The sequence below is a fragment of the Labrenzia sp. 5N genome, from assembly GCF_012395805.1.
In the GTDB taxonomy this organism is placed as follows: domain Bacteria; phylum Pseudomonadota; class Alphaproteobacteria; order Rhizobiales; family Stappiaceae; genus Roseibium; species Roseibium algicola.
The window spans coordinates 53,321-71,900 of sequence record NZ_JAAZTM010000001.1 but is presented as its reverse complement, the minus strand read 5'-3'; the positions used below and the strand labels follow the sequence as shown (position 1 = coordinate 71,900).

Annotated in this window: 18 protein-coding genes; 13 read left to right on the top strand and 5 right to left on the bottom strand. The window is 59.4% G+C overall.

The window, feature by feature from the left end:
- The first annotated feature begins 1 nt into the window (after position 1).
- The 4 genes from HEP89_RS00315 to HEP89_RS00300 all read left to right on the top strand — a co-directional run bounded on the left by HEP89_RS00315 (position 2) and on the right by HEP89_RS00300 (position 3,234).
- Positions 2-706, top strand: coding sequence for a pseudouridine synthase (locus HEP89_RS00315; protein WP_055658527.1), 705 nt, complete (start codon positions 2-4; stop codon positions 704-706).
- Between the two features lie 221 nt (positions 707-927).
- Positions 928-1,716 carry a DUF4394 domain-containing protein gene (locus HEP89_RS00310; protein WP_168691062.1) on the top strand — a complete coding sequence of 263 codons (789 nt, stop codon included), beginning with the start codon at positions 928-930 and terminating at the stop codon, positions 1,714-1,716.
- 235 nt (positions 1,717-1,951) lie between these two features.
- A complete protein-coding gene (locus HEP89_RS00305; protein WP_168691100.1) occupies positions 1,952-2,500 on the top strand; it encodes a sigma-70 family RNA polymerase sigma factor in 549 nt (182 codons plus the stop codon).
- Entirely contained in the window at positions 2,497-3,234 is a 738-nt protein-coding gene (locus HEP89_RS00300; RefSeq protein WP_055658531.1) for an anti-sigma factor, read from the top strand. Before HEP89_RS00305 ends, HEP89_RS00300 begins: the two co-directional genes overlap by 4 nt.
- Before the next feature lie 81 nt (positions 3,235-3,315).
- Here the strand turns inward: HEP89_RS00300 and HEP89_RS00295 are convergent, their stop codons facing one another.
- Positions 3,316-4,434 (bottom strand): TauD/TfdA family dioxygenase, encoded by a 1,119-nt coding sequence (locus HEP89_RS00295; protein WP_168691061.1) that lies wholly within the window; start codon positions 4,432-4,434, stop codon positions 3,316-3,318.
- A 255-nt stretch (positions 4,435-4,689) separates the two neighbouring features.
- Positions 4,690-5,253: an HdeD family acid-resistance protein gene (locus HEP89_RS00290; RefSeq protein WP_031268980.1), complete on the bottom strand. Its 564-nt coding sequence runs from the start codon at positions 5,251-5,253 to the stop codon at positions 4,690-4,692.
- 125 nt (positions 5,254-5,378) lie between these two features.
- Between HEP89_RS00290 and HEP89_RS00285 the strand changes: the two genes are divergently transcribed.
- From HEP89_RS00285 to HEP89_RS00270, 4 genes are all read left to right on the top strand, one after another.
- Positions 5,379-5,816: a MarR family winged helix-turn-helix transcriptional regulator gene (locus HEP89_RS00285; RefSeq protein ID WP_209014338.1), complete on the top strand. Its 438-nt coding sequence runs from the start codon at positions 5,379-5,381 to the stop codon at positions 5,814-5,816.
- Between the two features lie 100 nt (positions 5,817-5,916).
- Positions 5,917-7,179 carry a beta-ketoacyl-ACP synthase II gene (fabF, locus tag HEP89_RS00280; RefSeq protein ID WP_168691060.1) on the top strand — a complete coding sequence of 421 codons (1,263 nt, stop codon included), beginning with the start codon at positions 5,917-5,919 and terminating at the stop codon, positions 7,177-7,179.
- A gap of 92 nt (positions 7,180-7,271) precedes the next feature.
- Entirely contained in the window at positions 7,272-7,829 is a 558-nt protein-coding gene (locus tag HEP89_RS00275; protein ID WP_168691059.1) for an XRE family transcriptional regulator, read from the top strand.
- A complete protein-coding gene (locus HEP89_RS00270) occupies positions 7,826-8,398 on the top strand; it encodes a GNAT family N-acetyltransferase (RefSeq protein ID WP_168691058.1) in 573 nt (190 codons plus the stop codon). Before HEP89_RS00275 ends, HEP89_RS00270 begins: the two co-directional genes overlap by 4 nt.
- Before the next feature lie 126 nt (positions 8,399-8,524).
- Here HEP89_RS00270 and HEP89_RS00265 read toward each other — a convergent pair whose 3' ends face one another.
- Both HEP89_RS00265 and HEP89_RS00260 read right to left on the bottom strand, forming a co-directional pair.
- Complete coding sequence (locus tag HEP89_RS00265) at positions 8,525-9,187, bottom strand: FAD-binding oxidoreductase (protein WP_023000048.1); 663 nt, start codon at positions 9,185-9,187, stop codon at positions 8,525-8,527.
- Between the two features lie 218 nt (positions 9,188-9,405).
- Positions 9,406-11,217, bottom strand: a complete 1,812-nt coding sequence (locus HEP89_RS00260; protein ID WP_168691057.1) for an ATP-binding cassette domain-containing protein — start codon at positions 11,215-11,217, stop codon at positions 9,406-9,408.
- A gap of 203 nt (positions 11,218-11,420) precedes the next feature.
- On the opposite strand from HEP89_RS00260, the gene HEP89_RS00255 reads away from it, so the two are divergent.
- From HEP89_RS00255 to HEP89_RS00235, 5 genes are all read left to right on the top strand, one after another.
- Positions 11,421-11,903: a BA14K family protein gene (locus HEP89_RS00255; RefSeq protein WP_055658545.1), complete on the top strand. Its 483-nt coding sequence runs from the start codon at positions 11,421-11,423 to the stop codon at positions 11,901-11,903.
- Positions 11,904-12,125: 222 nt separating this feature from the next.
- Positions 12,126-13,712: a peptide ABC transporter substrate-binding protein gene (locus tag HEP89_RS00250; protein ID WP_062489583.1), complete on the top strand. Its 1,587-nt coding sequence runs from the start codon at positions 12,126-12,128 to the stop codon at positions 13,710-13,712.
- A 108-nt stretch (positions 13,713-13,820) separates the two neighbouring features.
- Positions 13,821-14,744, top strand: a complete 924-nt coding sequence (oppB, locus tag HEP89_RS00245; protein ID WP_031268981.1) for an oligopeptide ABC transporter permease OppB — start codon at positions 13,821-13,823, stop codon at positions 14,742-14,744.
- A gap of 13 nt (positions 14,745-14,757) precedes the next feature.
- Positions 14,758-15,885, top strand: coding sequence for an ABC transporter permease subunit (locus HEP89_RS00240; protein WP_168691056.1), 1,128 nt, complete (start codon positions 14,758-14,760; stop codon positions 15,883-15,885).
- A gap of 10 nt (positions 15,886-15,895) precedes the next feature.
- On the top strand, positions 15,896-17,521 hold the full coding sequence (locus tag HEP89_RS00235) for an ABC transporter ATP-binding protein (RefSeq protein WP_035908324.1): 1,626 nt from the start codon (positions 15,896-15,898) through the stop codon (positions 17,519-17,521).
- 114 nt (positions 17,522-17,635) lie between these two features.
- Here HEP89_RS00235 and HEP89_RS00230 read toward each other — a convergent pair whose 3' ends face one another.
- Positions 17,636-18,403: a GntR family transcriptional regulator gene (locus tag HEP89_RS00230; protein WP_161633233.1), complete on the bottom strand. Its 768-nt coding sequence runs from the start codon at positions 18,401-18,403 to the stop codon at positions 17,636-17,638.
- Positions 18,404-18,580: the final 177 nt, after the last annotated feature.

The following is an 18,580-nucleotide window of genomic DNA, read 5'->3' as shown; positions in this document are numbered from 1 at the left end:
GATGCGTCTTGTAAAACTCCTTGCCAATCTCGGCTATGGCAGCCGGAAGGAAATGCAGGTCGCCATCCGCAACGGGTGGCTCACAGACCGCGAGGGCAGCCGTTTGAAGGCGGATGCCAAGACCGCTCACGAGGACATCCTCTTCGACGATGAGCCGCTCGACCCCGCACACGGGGTGGTGATCCTGATGAACAAGCCGCTTGGCTACACCTGCTCCATCAAGGATCAGGGCCGGCTGGTCTATGACCTGTTGCCGGACAGGTTCCGCATGCGCAAGCCGGTTCTGTCCACCATCGGTCGGCTGGACAAGGAAACGTCCGGTGCCTTGCTGTTTACCGACGACGGCACATTCCTGCATCGCGTCATCTCGCCGAAGTCCGAAGTTCCCAAGATCTACGAAGTGACACTCGACCGCCCGATGAAGGGCGACGAAGGCGCGCTGTTTGCCTCCGGCGACATGATGCTGGAAAGTGAAGACAAGCCGCTGAAGCCGGCGGAGCTTCAGGTTCTGGACGAAACCCATGCCCGGCTGACCCTGCATGAAGGCCGGTATCACCAGGTACGCCGCATGTTTGCGGCAACGGGCAATCACGTCACCGATCTGACTCGCAGTCACATCGGCGGCCTCGGTCTGGAAGGTCTCGAAGAGGGCAAATGGAAAGTGCTGTCCGAAGAAGAAAAGACACGCATTTTCGAAGGCGGATGAGGTCACGGTTTCCTGTTTCTGCTGCGAACCAGGATTTTTTTGTGATGAGAGGTTTCTCTCTTAAGTTCAATAATTTCAGGCACTTATATTTCATCTGATCGCCAATTTCTGAAAAATTCCAAAAAAGATCTCCCCTAGCTGCATCCAAAATTCGATCTGCCGTGTTTCCGGGAAGTGAGGCCAATCCGATGCCTCCTGCCTTTGAAAGACGGAGATCTGAAATGCCCCTTATTGCACGTAGCCTTCTGACAGCATCCGCCCTTGTTCTTGCCGCTGGCGCTGCTCACGCGACCCCTGCGATCGGTCTTGCCGGTGAAAAGACCCTGGTGGTCATCGACAGCAATTCCGGAAAGGTCACCGACACGATGGAAGTTTCCGGTGTCGACAGCCTGCTCGGCATTGACCTGCGGCCGGCAACGGGGCAGCTGATCGGCGTCAGTGGCGCTCATGAAATCGTCGAGATTGATCCGAAGACCGGTGCGGCAACGGTGATTTCCAAGATGGACAAGATGCTGCCGCTGAAAGACGGGAAGCCTGTCATCGTCGACTTCAACCCCAAGGCCAACAAGTTGCGCTTCATGACCGGTGTGACCAACCACCGGGTTGATATCGAAAGCGGCAAGGTGACCGTCGATGGCAGCCTGGCCTTTGAGGAAAAGGACATGCATGCGGGTGAGGCGCCGAACATCGTTGCTGCCGCCTACATCAACTCCTATGGCCAGCCGGAAACGACTGCGATGTATGACATCGACGCGACCATTGGTGCCGTCATCCGTCAGACTTCGCCGAACGATGGCACCCTTGCGGCCGTTGGCAAACTGGGTGTGGACGCTGCCGAAACCTACGCCTTTGATGTTGCTACCGACGCGGAAGGCAACAACAAGGCCTGGCTGGCAACCGGCACGTGGCTGCACACCGTTTCGCTGGAAACCGGCAAGGTGACCGACAGCTGGGAACTGGGTGGCCTGGAATGGCCGCTGCGCGACATCACGTTCATGACCGCGATGTAAGCCCCATCCAAAACACATACTGACAGAGCATCTTCAGCCCGCTGAATGAACAAGGATGCTCTGGGCTTTGCGGCCCCGTCCCACCTGGTTCGCAAAGCCGATTGCCGGAGCAGCCTGGACCACCCACCCCAGGCTGCTCCGGTCCCTTACCGGTACGACTGGTCCGGCAACGCTTCTGATGCGTAGCACTCAGGAGCCCTGGTGAGATTGAACAAGTGAGACCAACGTGCTGGATATGCCGGAAAGCGTAAGCGAAGTGGATCACGCGGCCCTTCTGGCCGCCTGTGCACGCAAGGACCGGCAGGCCCTGCGACAGATCCTGGAACTGGAAGGCCCCAAGATGCTGGGCATTGCCAAGCGCATGTTGCGCCGGCAGGACCTTGCTGAAGATGCGCTCCAGGATGCGTTGGTCCTGATCTGGCGCAAGGCCTCCCAATTTGATCCTGCGAAGGGATCCGGACGCGCGTGGATCTACGCGGTCCTGCGGAACAGGACCTTGAACATGCTTCGTGACGGGGCCCGGGAAGCGGCAACCGATGACGACAAGCTGGAACGCCAGATCGACGGCAGCGAACTGAACGATGCGTGGGAAATGCTGGGCCATGACAGCGAGTTGCGCCGTTGTCTCGGACGACTGGAAACGGAAAAGCGCAGTGCCGTGCTGATGTCCTATATCTGGGGCTACACCCATGGTGAAATTGCCGGCCGGCTGTCGGCCCCCCTTGGAACGGTAAAGGCGTGGGTGCGCCGTGGCCTGACTTCCTTGCGGGAGTGCATGTCATGAGAACGGCTCGCCGAAATCTTGCTGAACTTGCCGACGAATTCGTCATTGGCCTGTGCGACCCAGAAGAACAGCGCGAAGTGGAAGATCGCCTGATGAAGGAGCCGGAATTGGCCGTTCTCGTGGAACTTGCCCGTCAGCGGTTCGCCGCTCTGGACGCCGCGACGCCCCGTGAAGCCGTGCCGGAGAGCCTTTGGCATCGCGTTGAAAGGCGTCTGGACGCGGTGGAAGAGAGTATGGCCGCTCCCGAGACGAAAGACAGTCGTGTTGAAGCGCCGGTGGATCTCAAGTCCGAGAGAGAAAAGCGCAGCAGGCCAATGATGTGGACGGCGGCAGCCAGCCTGGCGGCGAGCCTCGTACTTGCCATCGCGCTTGTCTGGAACCTCATGACGACGGTTGAACCGCAGGTAATTGCCGTGCTTGTCAACGATGCCGGGCAGCCTGTTGCGATGATCGAAGGGGCTGAGAACAACGCGACACAGGTCACGCTTCTGGGGCAGACCGATGTCCCGGCAGGCACGATCCTTCAGCTCTGGACCAAACCGGATCCGGATGGGCCGCCGGTTTCCCTGGGCATCTTCGATGAGCCTAAACAAACGATCCTGCAAGCTGCCGGGTTGCCGGTTCCCAAGCCAGACCAGCTTTATGAGATCACCTTCGAACAGCCGGGAGGCTCTCCAACCGGGTTGCCGACCGGCCCCATCCTCGGCAAGGGTCTTGCCAGGGAGCCTCGCTGATCATCGGTGTGAAAAGCACCGGAACGTGTAAAGAACTGGAGAGCGCCCGGACATGTTCGGGCGCTCTTGACTATGAGACCCTTAATTTCTTTTTCGGCTGAGGACTCGTATGCGGCTGTCGAATTCGCCGCGGTCGACATAACAGCCGCGCAGATGGCGGAACCCGGTGCCAGGGTCAAAAGCGGCTCGGCCATGCAGGACCCGCCGATTGTCAAAGATCACCATCTCTCCGCCTTTCAGCCGTGTGGTGATGACGTAATTCCTTGATCGGGTCATCTGCATCAAGGTGCGATACGCCCCGTAATAAGCTTCCATTCGATCGGCCGGCAGATCGAAGATCCCGGCGAGATGGGCGTTGAAATGGAGCTCCTGCACGCGTGCGAACAGGTCGAGTTCGATCACCGTGTGATGGCGGCGGATGTCGTAGTCCTCGTCGTGAAAGCGAAAGGGCACCGGCGTCTCGGCAAGGAGCCGGAAGGCCTCCGGATCGAGCCGGGCGAGATCGTCCGCAATCGCGAAGCCGTCACAAAAGGTCGAGCCGCCACCTTCTGCTTCATTGGCAAGACAATGCAGGAACTGGAAGCCTGGTGGCAATTCCTGATTGGCCAGGTCCGTATGCAAAGGAAGGGCATGGGACGTATAGGCCAGGTTGTTCGGGTTCGGCTTGGAAATGACCTCAAATGTCGTGCCGAAATTGGTCTCCCGAAGAAAACCGATCCTGCGGGCGACATCGACACCTGCCTCCACGTCGTCAGCCATGCCGTCGACAAGAGCAAGACCGGTTTTCTTGGCTTCGATCAGGAAAGCGAGAAGGAGATCGTCGTTGACCATCAAGTCGGCGGCCGCCGCGCGCGGAAGGCTTTCCGGGACAAGATCACCGCGCCACAGCGCAGGTTCGATCTCGGCTGGATCGGCAAGTCCGACCCCTGGCCGGTGATCGAACAGCCAGTCGGCCCTGTAGCGGCTGACATGGCCGTCGCCGGACCAGGTAAGAATAATGTCATCCGCATCCTGTTCGGCCTTCGCGATGGAAATATCCATCGCAATGCCGGTCAGGTCGAACTGGCGTTCCTGCGTTTGCGGATGAAACCCGCTCGGGCAGTTGTCGCGAAGCCAGATGAAGGGAAAGTCGGCGCTGGTGCCATCGGTCCAGGCGACAGAAAGCATGCGGTCTTCACCGCGCAAGGTCACGTTCGTCATTTCGAAAATCCGTTGATGTCTTGGAGAGTCGGGACACCGGCAAGAGCCGGCAAACATCAACGGTCGGGGGGGGCGGCCACCACCAATAGGCCTTGTTATGCGGATTGCCGCCATTGCGGCCGAGAACAGAAACCATCCACGGAACAGCCTGAACGCAGGCGATGCCTGCTGTTGAACCTGAAAAACGCTATATCAAAAAAAGCACCCGGCAAATGAAATTCTGCCGGGTGCCAGTCATCTCAAATAATTTCAGGTTCAGTTCTTGGATGCCTTGGCTGCAAGGGCAATGGCGATGTAGCTCCAGCCGTTGATCAGCACGGAAATGCCGGCCAGAAGGCCAAGCGCCCAGGCGGCCGAACTCGGCAGCTCCAGCCAGATCATGGCGCCAGCCACAAGGGATACGAGCCCTGCGATCAGCACCCAGACCCAGCCGTCATGCGGCTTCAGTTTGAAGGCCAGCAGGATCTGGCTGATGCCCTGCGCCACGAAGATGGCGGCAATCACCAGTGTCAGCGCGATGGTTCCCGCGAGCGGGTTCACATAAATCACGATCCCGCCGATGACGGCGATAATGCCGGTGATCAGGTTCCAGAGGAAACTGGCGGTACCATGGGTCTTGAAGGAATTGTAGATCTGAACCAGGCCGCCGACGAATAGCACGGCCGCGATCAGGATCGTCACGGCAATCGACGTTGCCAGGGGAGCGGCGATCAGGATTATGCCACCTATGACCAGCGCAATGCCGAGCGCCAGAAACCAGCCCCAGTTGTCCTGGATCTTTCTTCTCATATTCTCTACGGCCTGAACAGCATCTGTCATTTTGACCTCCTCACGCTCCGGTTGCCGTTGTTGACCGTAACCCCTTTGCAAATAAACGCAATATCCTGATGACAAAATGCCCGGGAAGGGGATCGTCCGACTGTGACTTGACTTTTGATGTGTATATGCACACAAAAGCCCGCATGGAAGAAGACGATTTCTCGCTCTGCGTTCTCGACAACGCGCGCAAGGCCGCACGTGCCGTCAGCCGGCACTATGACAAGCTGGCGCGGCAGGTTGGCATGACGGCCGGACAGTTCTCTGTTCTTGTCTCGATCCGCAAATACGAAGGCGTGACGACGGCAGCACTGGCCAAGCGGCTGTCCATGGAACGTACGACGCTGGTCCGCAATGTCGCTCTTCTGGAGCGCAAGGGGCTGGTCGCATCGCAACCCGTCCGGGACGGCCGCAGCAAACAGTATCGGCTGACCCCGAAGGGTGCGGAGCTTCTTGATACTGCCGTCCCGTTGTGGCGGCAGGCCCAGGCAGACGTGAAGGGACATCTCGGCAGCGATGAATTTCTGCGTGCCATCGACACCCTGAAACGGCTTTCGGAGCTATAGCCGGGCAAAAAGGATTTCCATTTCGGGCGGACTGGCAAACCGCCTCGACACATCTTAACTGCCGGGGCGGGGGCGCTGGCAAACCAATGTGAGGTAAGACATGCGACGTGTGGTCGTGACGGGACTGGGGATCGTTTCCCCGCTGGGCACCGGGGTAGATGCCTTCTGGAACCGGGTGAAAGACGGGCGCAACGGCATTCGCCAGATCACCCACTTCGATGCAGGCGAGCTGGCTTGCCAGATTGCAGGCGAGGTTCCTTCCAAAGCAGAAGACGAGCATGGCTTTGATGTCGATGCAGTGATGGATCCGCGCGAACAGCGCCGCTCTGACCGGTTCATCCATTTTGCCATGGGGGCGGTTCAGGAAGCGCTGGCCCATGCGGGTTGGGAGCCGAAGTCCGACAGGGACAAGGAACGCACAGGCACGATCATCGCGACCGGGGTTGGCGGGTTTCCGGCCATGACCGCCGGTACGCGGCTGGTGGACGAAAAAGGCCCTCGCCGCGCGTCGCCTTTTCTGGTGCCATCGTTCCTGGCCAACCTGGCTGCCGGGCAGGTCTCCATCCGACATGGCCTCAAGGGGCCGATCGGCGCACCGGTGACTGCCTGTGCGGCCAGCCTTCAGGCCCTGGGCGATGCCGCCCGTATTATCCGTTCGGGAGAAGCCGACGTGATGGTGGCAGGCGGGTCAGAAGCCTGTATCGACAAGGTTTCCTACGCCGGGTTCTGTGCCGCGAAGGCCATGTCCTCCAAACGCAATGGCGACCCGGCCCATGCGTCCCGGCCATTTGACCAGGACCGTGACGGCTTCATCATGGGCGAAGGCGCTGGCATCCTGATCCTGGAAGACCGTGACCACGCGACAGCCCGCGGTGCGACGATCCTGGCCGAGTTGGCCGGTTACGGCACCAGTGCCGACGCCTATCACGTTACCGCGTCTTCGCCGGACGGTGAGGGCGGTCTGCGGGCAATGCGGCAGGCCTTGTCGACGGCCAATCTCTCGCCCGGTGAAATCGGTTACGTCAATGCGCACTCCACATCGACGCCCGTCGGCGATGCTGCCGAAATTGCTGCATTGACAACGCTTTTCGAAAACCGTGGCAAGGACCTTGCGGTGTCGTCGTCAAAGTCGATGTTCGGCCACCTGCTGGGGGCCGCGGGAGCCGTGGAGGCAATCGCCTGCGTCAAGGCCCTGATGAGCGGTCTGCTGCCGCCTTCCCGCAATCTGGAAGCGGCCGACGAGGCCATGAGCCGGTTCGAAATGATCCCCGGCAAGGCCATTGCTCGTGACGTCAACCACATCCTCACCAATGGCTTTGGTTTCGGCGGTGTGAACGCCAGCGCGGTGTTCTCGAAGGTGTGAAACTAAACGACCGTCAGACACTGCTCATTCTTTGAGCTTTGTAAAATGAGAAATCCCATATATGAGAAAATTCTCATTTATGGGATTTTTTGATGTCGAACCTTGATCAAGATCTTGCCCGGCGGCTCACCGAGCTGCGACGGGCCAGAAACTGGCCACTGGAAGATATGGCCGAACGCACCGGTATCAGCCGGGCCACCCTGTCGCGGATCGAGCGCGGGGATACCAGCCCGACCGCAAGCGTTCTCGGAAAACTTGCCGCGGCATTCGGCCTCTCAATGGCCGAACTATTCGGAGCAGCCTCCGCTACGATCGAGCGCCTTGTCCCGCGGGACGCGCAGGCCGTCTGGACGGACCCGGAGACAGGCTATGTCCGCCGCACTTTAACGCCGGCAGCAAGCGGGTATCGCGGGGCCATGATCGAAGGTTGCATTCCCCCAGGTGCCACCGTTGCCTATGCCGCTCCGCCGGTTCCGGATCTGGAGCATCAACTTGTGCTTCTGGAGGGGAGCCTGCGGATGGTCATCGGCCCGGATGCCTACGACCTGGAACCTGGTGATGCCCTGCGGTTTCGTCTCAACGCCCCCAACAGTTACCACGCGTCTGGAACGGTTCCGGCACGCTATTTCCTGACGGTGATCACGCCATGACACTTCCCGTTACCGAGACCGGTCCTCTGCAAGTCCAGCCGTTCACGCCTGAAGCCCCCGTCGGTCTGTTGACCGCAGATGAGGTGCGCAGGTCGCTTCCCGCCCTGGGGCAGATTTTGAAAGCATGTGTCGAAGATGGTGCAGGGATCGGCTTCCTGTTGCCGATGCCGCAGGACAAGGCGGAAGCCTTCTGGGCGAGCAAGCTGCCCGCCATCGAAAGTGGGGAGGCTTTTCTGCTTGCCGCGCGTCAAGGGGCGGACATCGCGGGAGTGGTGATGCTTGTGAAGGCAGGAGCCGACAACCAGCCCCATCGGGCGGACGTCGCCAAGCTGATGGTTCATCCGGAACATCGGCGCAAGGGACTTGCCAGAAAGCTCATGTCGGCCATCGATGGCCTTGCACGTTCCGAGAACCGCTGGATGCTGGTGCTGGATACGGTCACCGGAGATCGGGCGGAAAAGCTCTACCCGACTTGCGGATACCAGAAGGTCGGCGTCATTCCGGACTACGCCTGTAACAGCCACGGCCATCTGGACGCGACAACCGTGTTCTTCAAGGATTTACGGTGAGGGGAAGCGATTTGCTCCGCTGTACAGGCGGCGGAGGCCCGAGGCCCGGGTCTCCGCTGGGCTTTGCCTGGTTTGCCAGTCGCGCCAGGGTGGCTCAGCTGAGGGAGCAGACCCACCACGCCTGCGCTAGTCGCTGAATTCCACGGAGTCCGCCTTGACGCCAAGTTCCTCGAGCACTTCCTGAACCGCCTCCATCATGGGCGGCGGTCCGCAAAGGTAGAAGCGGCGGTCCAGATCAGGCACGAATTCCTTGATCATGTCCGCGTCGATCATGCCGTGGTGGCTGCCGGCCGTGTCTTCGTCTGACAGAACGTGATCGATCTTCAGGCCGTCCATAGCCTCAAGTTCCTTGCGGTAGATAATGTCCTCCGAGGTCTTGTTGGCAAAGATCAGCTGGTTGCCGTTCAGCTTTCCCTTCTTCTCCAGGTCCCGGAATATCGCAAGGAACGGCGTGATGCCGGCGCCGCCGGCAATGAACACGCCCGGCTCGTCATAGCGGAAGGTCTTGAACGGATCGGCGATCAGCACGTGGTCGCCCTCCTTCAGCTTGTGAAGGCGCTCCGTAACCCCGTCATGATCGGGGTATCCCTTGATGGTGAATTCGAGAGTTCGCTCTTCGGGCAAGGACGTCATCGTGAAGGGGCGAGTCTCGTCCCGCCATCCGTCTTCATCGAGCGCAATCTCTGTCGCGTCACCGACCTTGAAGTCGAACCCTTCAGGCTCGACAAGACGGAAGCGTTTCACATCGTGAGTGACCTGGTCGATCTTGAGAATGGTCGCCTTGTGCATCTGTGCGTCTCCTTATTGCTCGAAAAGGAAACGCGACAGGTGGCGGCAGGTTCCGCCAGAACACGGTGTCCCGGCTGGGTGCCATAGGGCCTGATTTGGTGCAATGTGCCCGGCGGGCGCTCAGTGCTCGTGGACCACGTAATTGTGGTGCCGGAGTGCAGAGCAGGGCGGTCCCTGAGTTGAATCAATTTCTGAAGTTGATGTGCCGAACAGCTTGCCTAACCCGCCTCGTTCAGCATTTCCAGCTCCAGCCACTGCTCTTCCGCAGCATCCTTTTCATTTGTGAGATCAGTTATTTGCTGGGATATCTTGGCAAATTTGTCAGGGTTCTTCACGTAGAGCTGCGGGTCGTTCATTTCCGCCTGAAGCGTTTCGAGACGTGCTTCAAGTTTCTCGATCGTGTCCGGCAAGGTTTTCAGAAGATGCTGCTGGGTGAAGCTCAGTTTTGATTTTGCCTGAGGCTTTTGCGGCGAAGCCTCTGGAGCGGAAGGCTTTTCCTTCTTCACGGGCGCTGCCTTGTCGGCCTTGCGGGCGGTCACGCCTTCGCCGCGCTGTGCCAGCATGTCGGTGTAGCCACCGGCATATTCACGCCACAGGCCGTCGCCCTCCGAGACGATCACGGAGGTTGCCACCCGGTCGAGAAAATCGCGGTCGTGCGAGACGATCAGGGCCGTGCCGGGATAGTCGGCCAGCAGTTCCTGCAGCAGGTCGAGCGTTTCAAGGTCGAGGTCGTTGGTCGGTTCGTCGAGCACCATCAGGTTCGACTTGTTGGCCAGTGCCCGGGCGAGCATGGCGCGGGCGCGTTCACCGCCCGACAGCACACCCACCGGCGTACGGGCCTGTTCCGGCGAGAACAGGAAGTCCTTCATGTAGGACATGACATGCTTGGTCTCGTCGCCGATCACCACCGTATCGCCACGCCCGCCGGTCAGGACCGAGGACAGCGTGTCGTTGAGGTTCAGGTTCTCGCGCTTCTGGTCGAGTGTGACCATTTCCAGGTTGGTGCCGAGCCGTGTCGTGCCCGTGTCCGGTGCCAGTTCGCTGGTCAGCATCTTCAGAAGCGTCGTCTTGCCGGCGCCGTTCGGGCCGACAAAACCGATCCTGTCACCGCGCTGGATGCGGGTCGAGAAGTCCTTGACGATGGCACGGTCGCCATAGGTCTTGGAAATGCCTTTGGCTTCGATCACCAGCTTGCCCGAAACTTCGGCATCCGTGGCAGCAAGCTTGGCGGTGCCTTGAGGCCCGCGATGTTCCCGCTTCTGTTTGCGAAGGTCGGCAAGCTCGCGCACGCGCCGCATATTGCGCTTGCGCCGGGCGGTGACACCGTAGGTCATCCAGTGCTCTTCGCGCTTGATCTTCTGTGCCAGTTTCTGCTGGTCAACCTCTTCCTGCTCGAACACCTCGTCGCGCCAGGCTTCGAAGTGGGCAAAGCCCTTGTCGAGCCGGCGGGCGACGCCGCGGTCGATCCAGACAGTGGTGCGCGACAGGTTTTCCAGGAAGCGGCGGTCGTGGGAAATCAGCACCAGGGCGGACTTCAGGCTCTTGAGCTCCTGTTCCAGCCATTCGATGGCGGGAAGGTCCAGGTGGTTGGTTGGCTCGTCGAGCAGCAGAATATCCGGCTCGGGGGCAAGCGTGCGGGCGAGGGCAGCTCGGCGGGCTTCGCCGCCGGAAAGGGACTTCGGGTCTTCCGTGCCGGTGAGGCCGAGGACTTCCAGAAGATAAGCGCCGCGATAGGGATCGTCGCCCTCGGTCAGGCCTTCGTTGACATACTCCAGCGTGGAGGCATAGGCGGAAAGGTCCGGATCCTGCGGGAGATAGCGCACCGTGCGGCCGGGCTGGAAGAAGCGTTCGCCCTTGTCCATCTCCACCATGCCGGCAGCAATCTTCAAAAGGGTCGATTTGCCAGAGCCGTTGCGGCCGACAAGGCACATGCGCTCGCCTTCGGAAACGGAAAGCTCGGCACCGGTAAGAAGTGGCGTGCCGCCAAAGGTCAGATGAACGTCGCGAAGTGTCAGCAGCGGTGGAGCCATGAGGGTCTTGTTTTCCCGGTCGGAATGTCGGATCGGCGCCCGGTTTACTGGCCGCGCGTGAACCGCGCAAGCGGCCCGGAAAGAACGCCCAGCATTTTTGATCGGGATCGGAGAGATTTTGGTGCCCGAATGCGTTATTCTGGGCAGCGTGTGGACAGGGGCGACCAACAGGCGCGGGGCGTGCGCCGACAGGAGAGAGCATCATGTCTGACCTGAACCTGGCGAAACGCGAAAGGGGCTCTCTTGCCCGCAAGCGGTTTCGGATCTGTCTTGCCGCTGTCGCCATGTGTCTGGCCGGGGCAGTCGCCGGCTTGACCGGCACATCGCCCGCACGTGCCGACGGGATCTATTTCAATGGTGTCGGTATCGGCTTCGGTTTTGGCAATCGTGGTTATCGCGGCGGTGCCTTCTACGCACCTTATGGTCTTTACGGCCCGCCTTACCGTCCCTATGGCGCACCTTACTATTACCACCCCTACGACATGCGGGCCTATCCCTACCGGTCGCGGGTCTATGTGAACCCGCCGCGCTATCGTGGACAACCGCAGCGTGTCCCCTATACCAAGACCGGACTGGCTCCTTTTACCCCTCAGTGGACGGCCTATTGCGCGCGGAAATTCAAGTCTTTCAACCCTGATACGGGCATGTATCTGGCTCATAGTGGAAAATATCGATTTTGCCGCTAGGATTGAAACATAATTGCGCGTGTTGAGGTCAAATTATTTGACCGCCGAGTAAAACAACGGAAAAATTTTCCGGTTTCGTTTAAAAACAAGCAAAAACATCGCCTTTTTGCGACTAAGGACGAAATGTGCCGTTGGGGGATGCTTGATTGCTCGCAAAGAGCGTGGAATCTTGTGACCCATCGTTCCATTTGCTTCAACTATAACCCAAGAGGGGAGAGCGATATGTTCAAGTCCATGCGTGTGACAGCGCTTGCGGCTGCCTTGATGGCTGCTACATCTATTACTGCGGTTGCAGAGGTGGTCTACCACCGCGGCAACACTGCCGACCCGGAAACCCTGGATCAGCACAAGACCTCCACAACCTATGAAGCGCATATCCTGCGTGATCTTTACGAGGGCCTGGTTGCCTATGGCGCCGATGGCCAGATCATTCCGGGCGTGGCTTCGGAGTGGAAGGTTTCCGACGACGGCAAGACCTACACCTTCATGCTGCGCGATGATGCCAAGTGGTCCAATGGGGATCCGGTTGTTGCCGGCGATTTCGTCTTTTCGCTTCAGCGCATCATGAACCCGGAAACAGGCGCGAAATACGCCAACGTTTTGTATCCGATCCTGAACGCCGAAAAGGTCAACAAGGGCGAAGCCAAGCCGGAAGAACTCGGCGTGAAGGCGCTTGACGATCACACGCTCGAGATCGCTCTGGAGTCCCCGACGCCGTATTTCATTGACCTTCTGGGCCACCAGACCGGCCTTCCGGTCCATCCGGCTTCCGTTGAAAAATTCGGCTCCGATTTCGTGAAAGCCGAAAACATCGTCACCAACGGTGCCTTCACCCTCGCAGAATTCGTGCCGAACGCACATGTGAAAGCGGTCAAGAACCCGCATTTCCATGACGCAGATCAGGTGAAGATCGACACTGTCTTCTTCTATCCGACCGAAGACCGTGGCGCGGCTCTGCGCCGGTTCCAGGCCGGTGAGCTGCACACCAACAACGATGCGCCGACTGAGCAGGTCGCCTTCATGCGTGAGAACCTGGGCGACCAGTTCCACGTGGCGCCGTATCTGGGCACCTACTATTACGCCCTGAATCACGAAGACGAAGTCCTGAAGAACCCGGACGTCCGTCAGGCTCTGTCCATGGCGATTGACCGTGAGTTCCTGGCCGACGAAATCTGGGGCTCCACCATGGTGGCCGGCTATTCCTTCGTGCCGCCGGGCATCGGCAACTACGGTGAACCGGCCTATGCCGACTACAAGGACATGTCCCAGATCGACCGCGAAGAAAAAGCGATCGAACTTCTGACCAATGCCGGTTTCGGCCCGGACAATCCTGTCGAACTGACGATCAACTACAACACGTCCGAAAACCACAAGAACACGGCAGTCGCGATTGCCGACATGTGGAAACCTCTCGGCGTCAACGTCAAGCTGATCAACACCGACACCAAGACGCATTACGCCATGCTGCGTGACCGTCAGGACTTCGACGTCGCCCGCGCCGGCTGGATCGGCGACTACTCCGACCCGCAGAACTTCCTGTTCATGGTCGAGAGCGACAACGACGGCTTCAACTACGCCCGCTACAACAATCCTGAGTATGATGCACTCATGGACGAAGCGGCCGTCACGGTGGATCTGGAGAAGCGTGCGGACATCCTGAAGAAGGCTGAAGAGCTCTTCATGCGGGACCTGCCGTTCATTCCGATGATGTACTACGGTTCCATGAACCTGGTCTCCGACAAGATGGCAGGATTTGAGGACAACCTCCTCAACATCCATCCGTCCCGCTGGATGAGCATCTCCGAATAACCTGACAACATCGAGACCGGCAGGGCTTCCCTGCCGGTTCTTGCAAGGCGGCATCAATCAATCAAGATTGACCGAAAGACCGCCGTTTAACAAACAGAGGCAAAGCCTATGCTCCGATATGTCCTCGGACGATTGCTCGGCGCAATCCCGACGCTTTTTCTGATTGTCACGATTTCCTTTTTCCTCATCCGCATCGCGCCGGGTGGACCGTTCGATCTGGAACGTCCCCTGGAAGCAAAGGTGATGGAAAACCTGAACAAGATCTACCATCTCAACGAGCCCCTGTGGAACCAGTACCTGCTGTACCTGCAGAGCGTGGCCCGTCTGGATTTCGGTCCGAGTTTCTACTTCCGCGACTTCTCGATCAATGAACTGTTTGCGGAAAGTCTTCCCATCTCCATCCAGCTGGGCTTGTCCGCGCTCTGCCTGGCTCTGGTGGTCGGCGGTTTCCTGGGCGTGGCAGCGGCGCTGCGCCAGAACAAACCGGCAGACTATTCGATCATGGCTGCGGCAACGCTCGGTGTCACGATCCCCAACTTCGTCGTTGCGCCGATCCTGACCCTGATCCTCGGCGTGTGGCTCGGCTGGCTGCCCGTTGGGGGCTGGAATGGCGGGGCTTTCGTCAACCGGGTACTGCCGGTCGTGACTCTCGCGCTGCCTCAGATCGCGGTCGTGGCACGTCTGACGCGCGGCTCGATGATCGAGGCGCTCAGGTCCAATCATGTTCGTACTGCAAGGGCCTATGGGCTGACCTCCTACATGATCGTGGTGGTGCATGCGCTCAGAGGGGCGATCCTGCCGGTCGTTTCCTATCTCGGCCCGGCTGCGGCAGCGCTGCTCACCGGTTCCGTCGTGATCGAGACCATCTTCGGTATCCCGGGCATCGGCCGCTACTTCGTGCAGGGCGCTCTCAACCGTGACTACACCCTGGTCATGGGGACGGTTGTTGTCGTTGCCTGCTTTGTTATCTTGTTCAACCTCGTCGTGGATCTGCTCTATGCGCTGCTCGATCCGCGTGTGCGCTACGACTGAGGAGGAGACGACTGTGACCCTCACTGCTACTTCATCCACCGGGGCGCCTGCGAAGGGGCGTTCCCTGTGGGACGACGCACGCGACCGGTTGCTCGCCAACCGTGCGGCGGTCGCCTCCATCATCGTGCTTCTGACAATCGGCCTGATCTCGATCCTTGGTCCGATCCTGTCTCCCCATCACTACGACACCGTCTATCGTGACTACGTGAAGGTGCCAGCCAGCCTGGAGGCCTATCCGAAGCCTGAGCAGGTCGAGCCCGGTTTCATGTCTTCCGCCAAACGGGCGCGTCTGACCGTGGATTCGTTTGAGCGCGAAGGCGACACGATTGTCGCCAAGGTCACCTCCAGCCGGGATATCGATCCCCGGTCCGTGCTGTATTTTGACCGTAGCGACCTGTTCAAGAATACCGAGCTGACGGACATGTCCGCAGACAACAAGTCTGCAACGGTCAGGGCCGACATCAACTTCATGCATTTCTATTTCGGTACCGACGCCAATGGTCGTGACATGATGACCCGGACCTTCATCGCCGGCCGCGTGTCGCTGACCATCGGTCTGTTGGCGACCATCGTTGCGATCTCGATCGGTGTTCTCTACGGGGCGACTTCAGGATATCTCGGTGGCCGGGTCGACCAGATGATGATGCGCGTCGTGGATATCCTCTATTCGCTGCCGTTCATCTTCTTCGTGATCATGCTCGTCGTGTTCTTCGGCCGGAACTTCATCCTGATGTTCATCGCCGTCGGTGCCGTGGAATGGCTCGACATGGCGCGCATCGTGCGCGGGCAGACGCTGACCATCAAACGCCAGGAATATGTGCAGGCGGCGGAAGCACTCGGTGTGGCCGATAGCGGTATCGTGCGCCGGCACATCATCCCGAATACGCTTGGTCCGGTCGTGGTCTACATGACCCTTCTGGTGCCGAAGGTGATCCTGCTGGAAAGTTTCCTGTCCTTCCTTGGCCTCGGCATTCAGGAGCCGATGACCAGCTGGGGCGTGTTGATTTCCGAAGGCGCGCGAAATCTGCAAGGGGCTCCCTGGATGCTGATTTTCCCGTCCATCTTCCTGACATCGACCCTGTTTGCGCTGAACTTCATCGGCGACGGCCTGCGCGATGCCTTGGACCCGAAGGACCGGTGAGGAGAAGACCATGACCAGCGAAACCAAGAAAACGGTCCTCTCAATCAAGGATCTGAAGGTCGACTTTGAAACCGCGACGGGTACCGTCAATGCGGTTCAAGGCGTCGACATTCACGTCCAGGCGGGTGAAACCGTCGCGATCGTCGGGGAAAGCGGCTCGGGCAAGAGCCAGACCATGATGGCGGCTATGGGCCTTCTGGCGTCCAACGGGCGCACACGCGGCGAGGTGATCTACGAAGGCCGGAATATTCTCGGCTTGCCGGTGGGCAAGCTCAACAAGATCCGCGGTGCGAAGATCACCATGATCTTCCAGGAGCCGATGACCTCGCTCGACCCGCTTTACACCATCGGGCGGCAGCTGGCCGAGCCCATGGTCGTTCATGGCGGATTGTCGTGGAAAGCGGCCAAGGCAAAGGCCCTCGAGCTTCTGAAACTCGTCAACATTCCCGAGCCGGAACGCAAGATCAACGCCTATCCGTACGAGATGTCAGGCGGCCAGCGCCAGCGTGTGATGATCGCAATGTCGCTTGCCAACGATCCAGACGTGCTGATTGCCGACGAGCCGACCACTGCGCTCGATGTCACCACACAGGCGCAGATCCTGGACCTTCTGGCGGATCTGCAAAAGCGGCTCGGCATGGCGGTGATCTTCATCACCCATGATCTGGGTATCGTTCGCCGTATCGCGGACCGGGTCTATGTCATGAAAACCGGTGAAGTGGTGGAAAGCGGCGAGACCGGGCAGATCTTCACCCGGCCTGCGCATCCCTACACAAAGATGCTTCTGGATGCGGAGCCGACTGGCCACAAGCTGCCGGTGCCGGACAGCGCGCCTGTTCTGCTGGAAGCGCAGAAGGTCGAAGTGGAATTCGAGCTCGATTCCGGTTTCCTGAAGCCCAAGCATGTGTTGCGTGCGGTTGACGACATCAGTTTCTCGCTGCGCAAGGGCCAGACACTGGGCATCGTCGGCGAAAGTGGCTCTGGCAAGTCCACCCTCGGTCGTGCAGTGCTGAACCTGTTGCCGGCCGGTGGCCGGGTGGTGTTCCACGGACAGCAGATCACCGGCAAGAACCGCTCCGAAATGCGCGCGCTTCGCAAGGACATGCAGCTTATCTTCCAGGACCCTTTCGGGTCTCTGTCCCCACGTATGACGGTTGGCCAGATCATTTCCGAAGGGTTGATGGTGCACGAACCCTCACTCAACGCCCGCCAGCGGGATGAGCGCGCCTGCAAGGCACTTGAGGAAGTGTCACTCGACCCGGTCATGCGCAATCGCTATCCGCACGAGTTTTCGGGCGGACAGCGTCAGCGTATCGCGATTGCCCGCACCATGGTTCTGAAGCCGGAACTGGTCGTGCTCGACGAGCCGACCTCGGCTCTCGACCGGACGATCCAGAAGCAGGTGGTGGAACTGCTGCGTGACCTGCAGAAGGCTCATGACCTGACCTATCTGTTCATCAGTCATGACCTTGCCGTCGTGCGCGCGCTGTCCGACACGGTGATGGTGATGCAACGTGGCAAGGTTGTTGAGGCGGGGTCCGCCGACGCGATCTTCGAGGCGCCTAAGTGCGATTACACCAAGGAGCTGATCGGGGCCGCAATGCTGACCCAGCAGCAAATGATGGAAAGCGCCTGAGGGTGAACCCTCAAAAAGCATCTCGGGTGCGCGGGCGGTCAATCTAAAGCGGTTGGCCGCCCGCAACCTGTGGGCTCCCGGCCTGTGTGAGCGGGAAGGTCGATTGAGCTTAGCTTAGCGCCAATTGAAGCCAGCTGCCTGAACAGGCAACGCGTCGAACTGGTCCTGCAATTCCACGATATCCGTACCGTAAAAGTGTGGAGCCAGCAAAACGGCGCTCGACAGGATATGAGCTCGAAGAGCCGTCAGCGTCGCGTCGACATCATGAGCTTCCAGCGCTTCGATGACGGACCGGTGCGGGGTCACATTCGGCCTGGTCCATGACTGTTCGGAACGCGGTCTCGAAAGCATGACCCGTTGCAGGATCATGAAGGTCCTGACCAGCATAGGATCCAGAACCGGCATCCGGGCAATTCTGAAGAGTTTCAGATGCAGGGCACGGTCGATTTCCGCACAGCCGAACACGTCCCGCTTGTCGCGGCAGGCTTCGAACTGGTCTTCAAGGTCATAGAGTTCGTTCACCTGGTCCTTGGTGACATGTTTGACCGCTTCCACGACGCCGGTTGATTCAATGTCGATGCGCAGTTTCAGCATCAGACGGGCTTCTAGCGGGCTGGGATCTGTGACGTAGGTGCCTTGATAGCCGCGGCGAACAACGAGGCCGCATTCCTGAAGCAGCATGAGCGCTTCACGGATTGTGCTCTGCGAGCAGCCATAGTCCTGGGCAAGGGATTGTTCTGTAATCGGGCTTTCCGAGGTCATTTCCCCGGTCAGGATCTGGCGTTTGAGGTCCTGATAGACTGCATCGGACTTGCGCGCGCGCTTGCCCCTGTTTTCCGCTTGAACCGGCGAACGTCTGTCCGCGGTAAGTAATACATTCACGTCGCTGCCCCCCACTGGCATCGCGTCTGAATGGCAACGCAAAGAAAGACCACAGCCGACAAATATCGCCGTCTGCAATCTCGCGTTTTTTTCTCCATCCGGCCATCCGCTGGTGCGAAGGAACGGTCAATGGGACGTGCCAACCACGCACAACCGCCTGAATACTGCAACCTGCCT

Excerpts from the sequence above, each read along its gene's own strand:
- HEP89_RS00285 (WP_209014338.1), top strand. The coding sequence starts at position 5,379 with ATGCACACAAAAGCCCGCATGGAAGAAGACGATTTCTCGCTCTGCGTT.
- oppB (WP_031268981.1), top strand. The coding sequence starts at position 13,821 with ATGCTCCGATATGTCCTCGGACGATTGCTCGGCGCAATCCCGACGCTT.
- HEP89_RS00295 (WP_168691061.1), bottom strand. The coding sequence starts at position 4,434 with ATGACGAACGTGACCTTGCGCGGTGAAGACCGCATGCTTTCTGTCGCC.
- HEP89_RS00235 (WP_035908324.1), top strand. The coding sequence starts at position 15,896 with ATGACCAGCGAAACCAAGAAAACGGTCCTCTCAATCAAGGATCTGAAG.
- HEP89_RS00265 (WP_023000048.1), bottom strand. The coding sequence starts at position 9,187 with ATGCACAAGGCGACCATTCTCAAGATCGACCAGGTCACTCACGATGTG.
- HEP89_RS00310 (WP_168691062.1), top strand. The coding sequence starts at position 928 with ATGCCCCTTATTGCACGTAGCCTTCTGACAGCATCCGCCCTTGTTCTT.
- HEP89_RS00270 (WP_168691058.1), top strand. The coding sequence starts at position 7,826 with ATGACACTTCCCGTTACCGAGACCGGTCCTCTGCAAGTCCAGCCGTTC.
- HEP89_RS00250 (WP_062489583.1), top strand. The coding sequence starts at position 12,126 with ATGTTCAAGTCCATGCGTGTGACAGCGCTTGCGGCTGCCTTGATGGCT.
- HEP89_RS00260 (WP_168691057.1), bottom strand. The coding sequence starts at position 11,217 with ATGGCTCCACCGCTGCTGACACTTCGCGACGTTCATCTGACCTTTGGC.
- HEP89_RS00275 (WP_168691059.1), top strand. The coding sequence starts at position 7,272 with ATGTCGAACCTTGATCAAGATCTTGCCCGGCGGCTCACCGAGCTGCGA.
- HEP89_RS00255 (WP_055658545.1), top strand. The coding sequence starts at position 11,421 with ATGTCTGACCTGAACCTGGCGAAACGCGAAAGGGGCTCTCTTGCCCGC.
- fabF (WP_168691060.1), top strand. The coding sequence starts at position 5,917 with ATGCGACGTGTGGTCGTGACGGGACTGGGGATCGTTTCCCCGCTGGGC.
- HEP89_RS00290 (WP_031268980.1), bottom strand. The coding sequence starts at position 5,253 with ATGACAGATGCTGTTCAGGCCGTAGAGAATATGAGAAGAAAGATCCAG.
- HEP89_RS00305 (WP_168691100.1), top strand. The coding sequence starts at position 1,952 with ATGCCGGAAAGCGTAAGCGAAGTGGATCACGCGGCCCTTCTGGCCGCC.
- HEP89_RS00300 (WP_055658531.1), top strand. The coding sequence starts at position 2,497 with ATGAGAACGGCTCGCCGAAATCTTGCTGAACTTGCCGACGAATTCGTC.
- HEP89_RS00315 (WP_055658527.1), top strand. The coding sequence starts at position 2 with ATGCGTCTTGTAAAACTCCTTGCCAATCTCGGCTATGGCAGCCGGAAG.